This window comes from Streptomyces sp. TRM49041, assembly GCF_008271805.1.
Lineage (GTDB): Bacteria > Actinomycetota > Actinomycetes > Streptomycetales > Streptomycetaceae > Streptomyces.
In genome coordinates this window covers 1-11,696 of record NZ_VSRY01000090.1, presented here as the reverse complement: position 1 = coordinate 11,696, position 11,696 = coordinate 1, and the positions used below count along the sequence as shown (strand labels likewise).

15 protein-coding genes are annotated in these 11,696 nt (G+C 71.2%); 10 read left to right on the top strand and 5 right to left on the bottom strand.

Annotated elements, in window-relative coordinates; translation table 11 throughout:
- Positions 1–6: 6 nt before the first annotated feature.
- The 3 genes from FVS66_RS07740 to FVS66_RS07730 are packed head-to-tail and all read right to left on the bottom strand — an operon-like array spanning position 7 to position 703.
- Positions 7–192: a hypothetical protein gene (locus FVS66_RS07740; protein WP_149180259.1), complete on the bottom strand. Its 186-nt coding sequence runs from the start codon at positions 190–192 to the stop codon at positions 7–9.
- On the bottom strand, positions 189–374 hold the full coding sequence (locus tag FVS66_RS07735) for a hypothetical protein (RefSeq protein WP_149180258.1): 186 nt from the start codon (positions 372–374) through the stop codon (positions 189–191). Before FVS66_RS07735 ends, FVS66_RS07740 begins: the two co-directional genes overlap by 4 nt.
- Positions 371–703: a hypothetical protein gene (locus tag FVS66_RS07730; protein ID WP_149180257.1), complete on the bottom strand. Its 333-nt coding sequence runs from the start codon at positions 701–703 to the stop codon at positions 371–373. Before FVS66_RS07730 ends, FVS66_RS07735 begins: the two co-directional genes overlap by 4 nt.
- A 162-nt stretch (positions 704–865) precedes the next feature.
- Here FVS66_RS07730 and FVS66_RS07725 point away from each other — a divergent pair, with 162 nt between their 5' ends.
- The 9 genes from FVS66_RS07725 to FVS66_RS07685 all read left to right on the top strand — a co-directional run bounded on the left by FVS66_RS07725 (position 866) and on the right by FVS66_RS07685 (position 8,505).
- Entirely contained in the window at positions 866–1,126 is a 261-nt protein-coding gene (locus tag FVS66_RS07725) for a GntR family transcriptional regulator (protein WP_262386865.1), read from the top strand.
- An 82-nt stretch (positions 1,127–1,208) separates the two neighbouring features.
- The gene (locus FVS66_RS07720) at positions 1,209–1,691 is read left to right on the top strand and encodes a VOC family protein (RefSeq protein WP_149180256.1); all 483 of its coding nucleotides are present in this window, start codon (positions 1,209–1,211) and stop codon (positions 1,689–1,691) included.
- 63 nt (positions 1,692–1,754) lie between these two features.
- A complete protein-coding gene (locus tag FVS66_RS07715) occupies positions 1,755–2,327 on the top strand; it encodes a Uma2 family endonuclease (RefSeq protein ID WP_149180255.1) in 573 nt (190 codons plus the stop codon).
- Positions 2,328–2,440: 113 nt separating this feature from the next.
- Positions 2,441–3,889 carry an MFS transporter gene (locus tag FVS66_RS07710; protein ID WP_149180254.1) on the top strand — a complete coding sequence of 483 codons (1,449 nt, stop codon included), beginning with the start codon at positions 2,441–2,443 and terminating at the stop codon, positions 3,887–3,889.
- Between the two features lie 58 nt (positions 3,890–3,947).
- The gene (locus FVS66_RS07705; RefSeq protein ID WP_149180253.1) at positions 3,948–4,148 is read left to right on the top strand and encodes a ribbon-helix-helix protein, CopG family; all 201 of its coding nucleotides are present in this window, start codon (positions 3,948–3,950) and stop codon (positions 4,146–4,148) included.
- Positions 4,145–4,525, top strand: coding sequence for a type II toxin-antitoxin system death-on-curing family toxin (locus FVS66_RS07700; RefSeq protein ID WP_149180252.1), 381 nt, complete (start codon positions 4,145–4,147; stop codon positions 4,523–4,525). Before FVS66_RS07705 ends, FVS66_RS07700 begins: the two co-directional genes overlap by 4 nt.
- A gap of 147 nt (positions 4,526–4,672) precedes the next feature.
- Positions 4,673–6,460 carry a DEAD/DEAH box helicase gene (locus FVS66_RS07695; protein WP_149180251.1) on the top strand — a complete coding sequence of 596 codons (1,788 nt, stop codon included), beginning with the start codon at positions 4,673–4,675 and terminating at the stop codon, positions 6,458–6,460.
- A 417-nt stretch (positions 6,461–6,877) separates the two neighbouring features.
- Entirely contained in the window at positions 6,878–7,522 is a 645-nt protein-coding gene (locus FVS66_RS07690) for an IclR family transcriptional regulator (RefSeq protein WP_149180250.1), read from the top strand.
- A gap of 194 nt (positions 7,523–7,716) precedes the next feature.
- Positions 7,717–8,505, top strand: a complete 789-nt coding sequence (locus FVS66_RS07685) for a S16 family serine protease (RefSeq protein ID WP_149180249.1) — start codon at positions 7,717–7,719, stop codon at positions 8,503–8,505.
- A gap of 17 nt (positions 8,506–8,522) precedes the next feature.
- Here FVS66_RS07685 and FVS66_RS07680 read toward each other — a convergent pair whose 3' ends face one another.
- Positions 8,523–9,020: an Lrp/AsnC family transcriptional regulator gene (locus FVS66_RS07680; protein WP_149180248.1), complete on the bottom strand. Its 498-nt coding sequence runs from the start codon at positions 9,018–9,020 to the stop codon at positions 8,523–8,525.
- A 121-nt stretch (positions 9,021–9,141) separates the two neighbouring features.
- On the opposite strand from FVS66_RS07680, the gene hppD reads away from it, so the two are divergent.
- Entirely contained in the window at positions 9,142–10,287 is a 1,146-nt protein-coding gene (hppD, locus tag FVS66_RS07675) for a 4-hydroxyphenylpyruvate dioxygenase (protein WP_149180247.1), read from the top strand.
- Positions 10,288–10,454: 167 nt separating this feature from the next.
- Here hppD and FVS66_RS07670 read toward each other — a convergent pair.
- Positions 10,455–11,696: tetratricopeptide repeat protein (locus FVS66_RS07670; protein WP_149180246.1), on the bottom strand; the 1,242-nt coding region annotated here is incomplete at its 5' end.

Sequence of the window (11,696 nt, the reverse complement as noted above, 5' to 3'; positions counted from 1 at the left end):
CTGTGTTCAGTGCTTGTGGCAGGCGCATGTGCACGTGATCGAGAAGACCGGCTGCTCGTCGGGGCCGGGGTCGTCGGACGCGTACACCTCCATAGGTGCGCAGAAGGAATGCTCGCCCGCCTCGCATTCCTGCGTCCGCCCGGACTCTCTCGCGTCCGCGGTGAGCTGCTCCGTCGTGCGCTCCGGCCTCACCGCTCACCACCCAGAAGGTCGAACGCGTCAGGGACCGGTGGGAACAGCGGTGCGCATTCGCGGCACGCGTACACGGTGAAGCCGGGTCCACTGGCCTGGTGCACCTCGGAGACGACCACGGGTGCGTCCGTGATCCGGTCGCAGCGTACGCACATGCGGATCGGCCGCCGCCGGTCGTTCATCGGGCGACCTCCACTCCGTGCAGGCTGCGGGCGTCCAGGTCGATGCCCAGGTCCGCCGCGAGTACGAGGGTGAGTCGCCGCGTCCGCGTCTCCTGTTGCTCGTACGCCGCCAGGTAGGGGCGGACCAGGGCCGAGGCGTGGCCGTCGAGTGGGTCGTTCCGTCCGTACGGGGAACGGGGCAGGGGCAGTGGGGTGCGAGGCGGGGCCTCGCGGCGGGTGGCGGTGGACGCGGGTGCGGTCGGGCTTGAGTCGGCTCGCCGTCGGCCGGAACCCGGTGCGAATGCGCCCAGCAGCAAGCGCGCGAAGGCATGGATAATGCCCACTGTCATCAACCTCCTCAGGGTTGGTGGCCATGCCCCGGGAGTCCTGGCCGACTCGCCGGGGTCTTCTGTGGTCAACGTAGTCGATGTCGGCAGCTGTCGGCAGTGGTAGGCAGTAGTTGACAGTTGTTGAAGATGCGCGGCCGTTGCTGGACGTTTACGTTCGCTTCCGTGACAGAGCAGATCAACCCCGGTGCCGCCGCCTACCACTACGAGCAGCTCGCGAGCATCCTGGAGCGCAAGATCAGGAGCGGGGAGTTCGCGGCCGGCTCCCGGCTGCCGGGGGAGATGGTTCTCTCCCAGGAGTACGGCGTGGGCTCCAACACCGTCCGCCGCGCCCTCGACATCCTGAGGGAACGTGGGCTGGTCGTGACCGTGCGAGCGAGGGGCTCGTTTGTTGTCGAGCAACTGCCTGACGAGTCGGTGGGTTGAACGGTCAGTGCACTCTGCGATGAGTTTCCGGGGCTCCTCCGGTCTACCCGTGTGACAGCAACGCCATGGAAGGAGCCCCGTCATGCAGCAGAAGATCACGCCGTTCCTCTGGTTCGACACCGAGGCGGAGGAGGCGGCCAACCACTACACCGGGATCTTCAAGGACTCGCGGATCGTGAAGGTCGACCGTTACCCCGAGGGGACCCCGATGCCGGCGGGTACGGTCATGACCGTCGAGTTCGAGCTCGCGGGGCAGCGGTACGTGGCGATGAACGGTGGGCCCGAGTTCAAGTTCAACGAGGCGATCTCGCTGTCCGTGGCGTGCGAGGACCAGGAGGAGGTCGACTACTTCTGGTCCCGGCTCGGCGAGGGCGGCGAGGAAGGGCCCTGTGGGTGGCTCAAGGACAAGTACGGGCTGTCGTGGCAGGTCACCCCGCGCATCCTGGACGAGATGATGACCGACCCGGATCCCGAGAAGGCCAGGCGTGCCGCCGAAGCCATGATGGGCATGAAGAAGCTCGACATTCAGGGCCTCCGGGACGCCGTCGAGGGCGCGCGTTCCTGAGCGCTTCCGCGCTCGCCGCCCCGGCTGGCTAGGCTGGCCGGGGCATCCCTTGGAGGAGACACCATGACCGCCACACTCCCCGAGTGGCTATACCCGCCGCGTGACAGCGGATGGGAGGCCGACGACCTCGACCGTATTCCGAATCTGCCTCGCCATACTGAGCTGATCGACGGAGCGTTGATCTTCATGATGTGTCCCCAGCGCTCCTGGCACGACCGTGTCATCCGTCGCCTGACCGCCGCCCTGGAGGACCTGGCGCCGACGGGGCATACCGTCGAGGCGCAGATGACCGTGCGGCTGAGCACGAAGAGTCGCCCCGAGCCGGACGTGGTCGCCGCCAAGGTCGCTTACGACCCGGACCGCACCTGCTTCCTGCCCGATGAGGTCGACCTGGTCGTCGAGATCGTCTCCGAGGAGTCCCGGGAGCGTGACCGGGAGACCAAGCCGTTCAAGTACGCCCGCGCCGGGATCCGGCACTTCTGGCGGATCGAGGAGGAGCACGGGCTGCCTGTCCTCCACTCCTATGAGCTGGACGACACCACGCGGGTGTACGTCGCCACCGGCATTCACCGTGAGCGCATCAAGACCGCTGTGCCCTTCGACCTGGACATCGACCTGGCCGGCCTGATCCGCTGAGGCGACAAGGCGGGGTTGCCATGCGGCGTTCACTTGGTCGTACGACCAAGGGCCGAGATCATCCCCGTCGAATTGCAGGAGTCAACCAGGGCTACGCCTCTTACTCTGAGGCCATGAGCGCCCTGGAGCCCCCCGACACCGCCGACATGGCCGCCGCGTCCTCGCAGCAGGGCGGGGGAAGTGTTCTCGACAAGGCGCACCGGGCGCTCAGCATCGGGATCGTCTCCGTCGTCCTGCTGATCGCCTTCGAGGCGACCGCCGTCGGTACGGCCATGCCCGTCGCGGCGCGGGAGCTGGACGGGGTGCCGCTGTACGCGTTCGCGTTCTCGGCGTACTTCACGACCAGCCTGTTCGGCATGGTGCTGGCCGGGCAGTGGGCCGACCGGGACGGGCCGCTTCGGGCGCTCGCCACCGGGATCGGGGCGTTCGGGGCGGGGCTTGTGGTGTCGGGGACCGCCGAGGCCATGTGGGTGTTCATCGCCGGGCGGGCCGTGCAGGGGTTCGGTGGCGGGCTCGTGATCGTCGCGCTGTACGTGGTCGTCAGCCGGGCGTACGAGGAGCGGCTTCGGCCCTCGATCATGGCGGCGTTCGCGGCGAGCTGGGTCATTCCCTCCGTCGTGGGGCCTCTCGCCGCCGGGACCGTGACCGAGCGGCTCGGGTGGCGGTGGGTGTTCCTCGGGATTCCCGTGCTGGTGGTGCTGCCGCTGGTGCTCGCGCTTCCCGCGATACGGCGGCTGGCCTCGGGCCCGGCCGACGCCGGGGCCCCGGTCGCGGGCTTCGACCGGGGGCGGCTTCGGCTGGCGCTGGGGATCTCCGTGGGCGCGGGGCTGCTGCAGTACGCCGGGCAGGACCTGCGCTGGCTGTCCATCGCGCCCGCCGTGCTGGGCACCGCGCTGCTGGTGCCCGCCGCGCTGGGGCTGCTGCCGCGCGGCACCTTCCGCGCGGCGCGCGGACTGCCGGCCGTCGTGCTGCTGCGCGGGGTGGCGGCGGGCGCGTTCGTCGCCGCCGAGTCGTTCATCCCGCTGATGCTGGTCACCGAGCGGGGGCTGAGCCCGACCTTGGCAGGGCTGTCGCTCGCGGTGGGCGGGGCGACCTGGGCACTCGGCTCGTTCATCCAGTCCCGTCCCGCCGTGGAGCCGCACCGGGAGCGGCTCATGGTGATCGGGATGCTCCTGGTCGCTGTGGCCATCGCCGCCGTGCCGTCGGTGCTCGTCCACGCCGTGCCGGTGTGGATCGTCGGGGTCGCGTGGGGCTTCGGGTGCCTGGGGATGGGCCTGGTGATCTCCTCCAACAGCGTGCTGCTGTTGAAGCTGTCGCCACCCGACGAGGCCGGGTCCAACTCCGCCGCCCTCCAGATCTCCGACGGGCTCTCGAACGTCCTGCTCCTCGCCGCGGGCGGCGCCGCCTTCGCCGCGCTGGGCGGCGGGTCCCTCGCGGGAGCCGGTCACGCGGTCGCGGCGACGGGTGGCTCCCATCCGACGGCCTTCGCTGCGGTGTTCCTGCCGATGGCGGCGGTGGCGCTGCTGGGGGCGTGGGTGGCCACGCGGGTGCGGGTGCGGTAGGTGGCCGGCCGCCCTCGCCCAGTACCAGAATGACCCCACCCGGTAGTACCATTCTGGTATGGCTATGAACCTGCGTCTCCGCGACGACCAGACCGATGCCCTCAAGCAGCGTGCCGAGCAGGAGGGTGTCAGCATGCACGCCATAGTGCTCAAGGCGGTCGACGACTATCTGGCGCGAACGGCCCAGGAGGCCATGGTGCGCAAGACAGCCCAGGAACAGGCGGCCAAGTGGCACGAACTGCTGGAGCGGCTCAAGTGACGTGCATCTATCTGACCGCCGAGAACGTCCTGGCCATCGCTGCGCATGCGATCGATGACCAGGACGTTGTCGTACGGGACGTGGGACTCCTCGAGTCGGCTGTGCACCGCCCCTCTGCTGCCATGTTCGGCCAGGAGGCGTACTCCGATCTCTTGGAGAAGGCCGCCGCGCTGCTCCAGTCCCTTGCGGTCAACCACCCCTTCTTCGACGGCAACAAGCGCACCGCCTGGCTCTCCTGCGTGAGCTTCCTCGCCATGAACGGGGTGGACCTCCGCCCCGACATCGACGCGGCGGAACGGCTCGTCATCGACGTTGCCACGGGCGGGGAGGACGAGGTGAAGGCCATCGCCGAACGGCTGGCCGCACTGGCGATGTGACCCCCGTCGCAGTCCCCGAGGTCACGGCGTCGTCCCGCTCTTGAGGGCGCCGGGCCACCGGTAGGGTGGCCCGGTTGTCGTACGCGTCCGCCGCGCGGCGCGCGTATCCGCCGAGCTGCCGAGCCCGAGAGCCCCGAATCGGAGACCGTGACTACTACCGCCTCCCATCACCTCTCACCCGCCTTCCCCGGCCGCGCCCCCTGGGGCACGGCCAACAAGCTGCGTGCCTGGCAGCAGGCCGCGATGGACAGGTACGTCCAGGAGCAGCCCAGGGACTTCCTCGCGGTCGCCACGCCCGGCGCCGGTAAGACGACGTTCGCGCTGACCCTCGCGTCGTGGCTGCTGCACCACCATGTCGTCCAGCAGATCACCGTCGTCGCCCCGACCGAGCACCTGAAGAAGCAGTGGGCGGCCGCCGCCGCGCGCATAGGCATCAAGCTGGACCCGGAGTACAGCGCCGGGCCGCTCAGCAAGGAGTACCACGGCGTCGCCGTGACGTACGCCGGTGTCGGCGTGCGCCCGATGCTGCACCGCAACCGCTGCGAGCAGCGCAAGACCCTCGTCATCCTCGACGAGATCCACCACGCCGGTGACTCCAAGTCCTGGGGCGAGGCGTGCCTGGAGGCGTTCGAGCCCGCCACTCGGCGGCTCGCGCTCACCGGTACGCCGTTCAGGTCCGACACCAACCCCATCCCGTTCGTCACGTACGAGGAGGGGAACGACGGCATCCGGCGGTCAGCCGCCGACTACACCTACGGCTACGGCAACGCCCTCGCCGACGGTGTCGTCCGGCCCGTGATCTTCCTCAGCTACAGCGGCAACATGCGCTGGCGCACCAAGGCCGGTGACGAGATCGCCGCCCGGCTGGGCGAGCCCATGACCAAGGACGCCGTCTCGCAGGCGTGGCGCACCGCCCTCGACCCGCGCGGCGACTGGATGCCCAACGTGCTGCGCGCCGCCGACCAGCGGCTCAGCGAGATCCGCAAGGCCATCCCCGACGCCGGCGCCCTCGTCATCGCCTCCGACCAGGACTCCGCGCGCGCGTACGCCAAGCTCATCAGGGAGATCACCGGGCACGGCGCCACCGTCGTCCTCTCCGACGACGCCGGCGCCTCGAAGCGGATCGACGAGTTCAGCGACGGCGACGGCCGTTGGATGGTCGCTGTCCGGATGGTGTCCGAGGGCGTCGACGTGCCCCGGCTCGCCGTGGGCGTGTACGCCACCACCATCTCCACGCCCCTCTTCTTCGCGCAGGCCGTCGGGCGTTTCGTGCGGTCCCGGAGGCGTGGCGAGACCGCCTCCGTGTTCCTGCCGACCATCCCCATGCTCCTCGGCTTCGCCAACGAGATGGAGGTCGAACGCGACCACGTCCTCGACCGGCCCAAGAAGAGCGGCGAGGACGAGGACCCGTACGCCGAGTCCGAGAAGGAGATGGACGAGGCGAACAAGCAGCAGGACGAGGACACCGGCGAACAGGACATGCTGCCCTTCGAGGCGCTGGAGTCCGACGCCGTCTTCGACCGCGTCATGTACAACGGCGCCGAGTTCGGCATGCAGGCCCACCCCGGCAGCCAGGAGGAGCAGGACTACCTCGGCATCCCCGGCCTCCTGGAGCCCGACCAGGTCCAGCTGCTCCTCCAGAAGCGGCAGGCCCGGCAGATCGCCCACAGCAGGCAGAAGCCCGCGGACGAGGCCGACCTCCTCGAACTGCCCGCCGAACGGCGGCCCGTCGTCTCCCACAAGGAGCTCATGGAGCTGCGCAAGCAGCTGAACACCATGGTCGGCGCGTATGTGCACCAGAGTGGAAAGCCGCACGGCGTCATCCACACCGAGCTGCGGCGGGTCTGCGGCGGCCCGCCGAGCGCCGAGGCCACGGCCGGGCAGATCCGGGAGCGGATCAAGAAGGTCCAGGAGTGGGCCACGCGGATGCGGTGAGCCGGCGCGGATGCGGTGAGCTTGGCGCGGCACAGCGCGGCGTCGCGCGGCGCGGTGAGCGTACGCGGCTTCGGTGAGCGGCGTACGCGGCTTCGGTGAGCCATGGTCTGCGGTGAGTCCGTGCCTACGGGCGCCCCGGAGTGCCCGTTTCGGGTACGGCTTCGGGGCGCCCGCCCGCTGAACCACGCATTCCGGGATCAAATCCCCAACCGCGCCCGGATTCTGGACGAGGTCTTCCGCTGAGCGGAGTCGGTCGCTACTGTCCGGGCACATGCAAACGCCCCGTGGCAGCGCCGCCGCGGAGCGCAGCCGGTGTGCCATGGCCTGCCGGCGGCCTCTCGGTGCGATGCTCAAGGGACGGGTGTCGCCTCATCGTTGAGAGTGTCCGCCGTCACTCACTCCGAAGGAGGGGGCGTCGTGACCGCGGAAACCTCCCAGACGCTCGACCGAGGACTGCGCGTCCTCAAGCTGCTCGCCGACACCGACCACGGTCTGACTGTCACCGAGCTGTCCCACCGGCTCGGTGTGAACCGGACCGTCGTCTACCGCCTGCTGGCCACGCTCGAACAGCACGCGCTCGTACGCCGTGATCTCGGCGGCCGCGCCCGTGTCGGGCTCGGTGTGCTGCGGTTGAGCCGCCAGGTCCACCCCCTCGTACGGGAGGCCGCGCTGCCCGCGCTGCGCTCGCTCGCCGAGGACATCGGGGCGACCGCGCACCTCACCCTCGTCGACGGCGCCGAGGCGCTGGCGGTCGCGGTCGTCGAGCCGACCTGGACCGACTACCACGTGGCGTACCGGGCCGGGTTCCGGCACCCTCTGGACCGGGGCGCGGCCGGCCGCGCCATCCTCGGCGCCCGCCGGTCCGGCGGCCTCACCGATCCCGGGTACGCCCTCACGCACGGCGAACTGGAGGCGGGCGCGAGCGGCGCCGCGGCCCCGCTGGTGGGGGTGACCGGGATAGAGGGCAGCGTGGGCGTGGTCATGCTGAGCGACGCCGTACCGGAGCGGGTCGGCCCCCGCGTGGTCGACGCGGCACGGGAGGTCGCGGACGCGCTGCGCTGAGGGCCGGCCGCGGAGGGGCGACTCCCCGGCCGGACGCCCGGCGCCGCCGGGCCTGCCTCACCGGCCCCGCCCCCGCCCCGCCCCCATCGGGCCGGAGCCACCGGCCCCGCCACCGGGCCGGAGTCACCGGCCAGGAGCCTGTCGCTCGGAGCCGTCCGCGGGAGCGTACGCGCGCGTGCGGATAGATTGGCTCTGTGCTCTCCCGTCTCTCGCGCCCCCGTGTCCTCACCCTGTGCGCCATGCCCGTCCTGGCGCTGTTCACGGCGGCCGCGTTCGCGCCGCTGCCGTTCACGATCGCGCTCCCGGGTTCGACCGCGGACGTGCTCGGCAAGGACAAGGGGCGGCAAGTGATCACCATCTCCGGGGCGCCGGTGCGGAAGACCACCGGAGAGCTGCGCATGACCACGATCCTCGCCACCGCGCCGGGCGCCGACATCGACCTCGCGGACGTCGTCGGCGGCTGGTTCCGCACCGACCAGGCCGTGCTGCCGCACGACTCGGTCTACCCGGCAGGCCGGTCGAACAAGGAGATCGAGAAGCGCAACCTCGAACAGATGGAGCAGTCGCAGGACAGCGCCGTCGCGGCCGCCCTGAACCATCTGGGCAAGAGCGAGAAGGACGTCGACGTGCGGCTGCACCTCGCGGACGTCGGCGGGCCGAGCGCCGGGCTGATGTTCTCGCTCGGCATCGTCGCGAAGCTGGCCGGTGACGGCGAGGGTGGTGACCTCACGGGAGGACGCGTCATCGCCGGTACGGGCACGATCGCGCCCGACGGGACGGTCGGCCCGGTCGGCGGGGTGTCCCTCAAGACACAGGCCGCCGCGCGCGACGGGGCGACGGTCTTCCTCGTCCCGGAGGACGAGTGCTCGGGCGCGAAGGCCGAACTGCCCGAGGGGCTCCGGCTCATCCCGGTCGAGACCCTGAACGACGCGTTGACCTCCCTGAAGTCCCTGAACAAGGGCACCGCCGTCCCCTCCTGCTGAGTCGCGGGCGCGGCGCCTCACACATGCCGCGGAGCGAGCGGCGGGTCCGCGTCCGACGCCGCCTGCTCCACCAGCGGGATGATCCGCAGCGGCACCGGGTTCTCCATCACGATCGCCGTCGACGCCCGCACGATCCCGGCGAAGCCGACCACACGGTCGATGACCCGCTGGAGGTCGGCGTTCGACCGGGCGACCAGGCGGCACAGCATGTCGCCGTGACCCGTGGTCGTGTGGAGCTCCAGGACCTCCGGGACACCCGCCAGGTGCTCGCGGATGTCGGCGCCCTGGCCCTGCTTGATCTCCAGCGTCGCGAAGGCCGTCACCGGGTAGCCCAGCGCCGCCGGGTCCACGTCGGGGCCGAAGCCGCGGATGACGCCGCCCGCCTGGAGGCGGTCCAGGCGGGCCTGGACCGTGCCGCGGGCGACGCCGAGGCGCCGTGACGCCTCCAGCACCCCGATCCTCGGTTCGCGTGCCAGCAGGGCGATGAGCCTGCCGTCCAAATGATCGATCGCCACAGCCGCCTCCCGATGGTCATCCTGTACAGAACGTCCGACGATAGTGGTGTTTCACTGTGCAGATTGACCAGGGGAAACACAAACTATTGCGCAGCTTGTGGAACGGAGAGAGCCTGCCGCCATGACTGAGATCCTGCATGACACCCCCGACACCGCACGGCAGGCCGACCCCTTCCCGGTGAAGGGAATGGACGCGGTCGTCTTCGCCGTCGGCAACGCCAAGCAGGCCGCGCACTACTACTCAACGGCCTTCGGTATGAAGCTCGTCGCGTACTCCGGACCGGAGAACGGCAGCCGCGAGACGGCAAGCTACGTGCTGACGAACGGCGCCGCGCGCTTCGTGCTCACCTCCGTCATCAAGCCGTCCACGGACTGGGGCCGCTTCCTCGCCGGGCATGTCGCCGAGCACGGCGACGGCGTGATCGACCTCGCCATCGAGGTCCCGGACGCCCGCAAGGCGTACGCGTACGCCGTCGAGCACGGCGCCACCGGCATCACCGAGCCGTACGAGGTGAAGGACGAGCACGGGACCGTCGTCCTCGCAGCCGTCGCCACGTACGGCGATACCCGGCACACCCTCGTCGACCGGTCCGGCTACGACGGCCCCTACCTGCCCGGGTACGTCGCCGTCGATCCGATGGTCGAGCCCCCTGCCAAGCGCACCTTCCAGGCCGTCGACCACTGCGTCGGCAATGTCGAGCTCGGGAAGATGAACGAATGGGTGGCCTTCTACAACAAGGTCATGGGCTTCACCAACATGAAGGAGTTCGTGGGCGACGACATCGCCACCGAGTACTCCGCACTCATGTCGAAGGTCGTCGCGGACGGCACCAAGAAGGTCAAGTTCCCGATCAACGAGCCCGCGATCGCGAAGAAGAAGTCGCAGATCGACGAGTACCTGGAGTTCTACGGCGGCCCCGGCGTCCAGCACATCGCCCTCGCCACGAACGACATCGTCGCGACGGTACGGACGATGCGGGCCGCCGGTGTCCGGTTCCTCGACGTGCCGGACTCGTACTACGACACGCTCGGCGAGTGGGTCGGCGACACGCGCGTGCCGATCGACGAGCTGCGCGAGCTGAAGATCCTCGCCGACCGCGACGAGGACGGCTACCTGCTGCAGATCTTCACCAAGCCCGTCCAGGACCGCCCGACCGTCTTCTTCGAACTCATCGAACGACACGGTTCGATGGGCTTCGGAAAGGGCAACTTCAAGGCGCTGTTCGAGGCTATCGAGCGCGAGCAGGCCAAGCGCGGCAACCTGTAGCACGGGTAACGCCGTCGGCCCGCCCCGTACTTGTGGCCCCGCGGACCTGACCCGCGGGGCCACAGGACGTCAACGGGCCGCACACGGGCCGCACACGGGCTGCCCGTCCACGCCCGCCCGTCCACAGGCCGCCCCACAGGCCGTCGACAAGCCCCTCCGGGGCCCGCCTACCCCGTCGGCGGCGCCCCCGACGGCTCACCCAGCGCCGCCAGCGCCCGTCGCGCCTGAGGGGCGTACAGCGGCGAGAAGTGCGGGTTCGTACGCAGTGCCTCCGACAGATGGCGGCGGGCCTCCCCGGCCATGCCGAGCGCCCGCTCGATCTCGCCCCGGTGGTACGAGAACAGCGCGCTCCGCAGTCCCTGCTCGGTCGCCACCCGGGCGTACGGCAGCGCCTCCTTCGCCCGGCCCGCGCGCAGCAGCGCCCAGCCCAGCGCGTCCGCCACCTCCACCGACCGGTGACCGCGCCGCCACTCCGCGCGCAGCCACGCCACCGCCCTGCCCGGCTTCCCATGGTCCGCCTCGTACCGGGAGAGGACCAGCGACTGGTTCACGCCGTGCTCGGACGCCTCCTCCGCGCGCGCCTCCAGCAGGTCGAACCGTGCCCGCGCGTCCACCGCCAGGCCCAGCGCCGCGTACAGCTCGCCCGCCTCCAGCGCGTACTCCGGCAGCGGCCGCGCCGCCAGCGCCGCCCGGTAGTCCCGTACCGCCTCGTCCGTACGCCCCAGCGCCGCCCGCGCCCGCGCGCGGCCCACCAGCGACGGCGCGTCCGCCGGGACCAGCCGCAGCGCCGCGGCGTACTGGCCGAGCGCCTCCTCCGGTTCGCCCCGCTCCCACGCCAGGTCGCCCAGCCGCCGCAGGCACGCGGCCTTCTCGGCGGTCGTCGACGCCCGCGCCGCCGCGTCGTAGGCCGCCGCCGCCGCGTCCTCCCGCCAGCCCCGGTCCCAGTACACCTGCGCCGCCCGCGTGAACGCCGCCCCGCCCGTGTGCAGCTCCCGCAGCCGGTCCAGCGCCTTGCCGGCCGCCGCGTGGTCGCCGAGGCCCCGGTACGCGTCGATCAGCAGCGCCTCCACCCGCCACCGCCGCGGCTTCGCCTTCCGCGCCGCCTCGCCCCACCGCTTCGCCGCCTTGAAGTCGCCCCGCGCGTGGGCCAGCGTGCCCATGCCCAGCGCCGCGTCCGCATTGCCCCGCGCCACGGGGTACGCGTCCAGGGACCGCCGCAGCGCCAGCTCCGCCTTCGGGTACTCCGCCGGGTCCCCCGCCCGTACGCCCCGCTCCGCGTACGCCGCGCCCAGCATCGCCCAGGACGCGTCGTCGCCCGGGTTCTTCCGCAGCCACTCCTCCCGGTCGCCGATCAGCGCGGCCAGCTCCGGCAGGGACGCCCGGGCCCCCGCGTCCGCCGCCGCCACGGC

Excerpts from the sequence above, each read along its gene's own strand:
- FVS66_RS07735 (WP_149180258.1), bottom strand. The coding sequence starts at position 374 with ATGAACGACCGGCGGCGGCCGATCCGCATGTGCGTACGCTGCGACCGG.
- FVS66_RS07730 (WP_149180257.1), bottom strand. The coding sequence starts at position 703 with ATGACAGTGGGCATTATCCATGCCTTCGCGCGCTTGCTGCTGGGCGCA.
- FVS66_RS07720 (WP_149180256.1), top strand. The coding sequence starts at position 1,209 with ATGCAGCAGAAGATCACGCCGTTCCTCTGGTTCGACACCGAGGCGGAG.
- FVS66_RS07715 (WP_149180255.1), top strand. The coding sequence starts at position 1,755 with ATGACCGCCACACTCCCCGAGTGGCTATACCCGCCGCGTGACAGCGGA.
- FVS66_RS07710 (WP_149180254.1), top strand. The coding sequence starts at position 2,441 with ATGAGCGCCCTGGAGCCCCCCGACACCGCCGACATGGCCGCCGCGTCC.
- FVS66_RS07705 (WP_149180253.1), top strand. The coding sequence starts at position 3,948 with ATGGCTATGAACCTGCGTCTCCGCGACGACCAGACCGATGCCCTCAAG.
- hppD (WP_149180247.1), top strand. The coding sequence starts at position 9,142 with ATGACTGAGATCCTGCATGACACCCCCGACACCGCACGGCAGGCCGAC.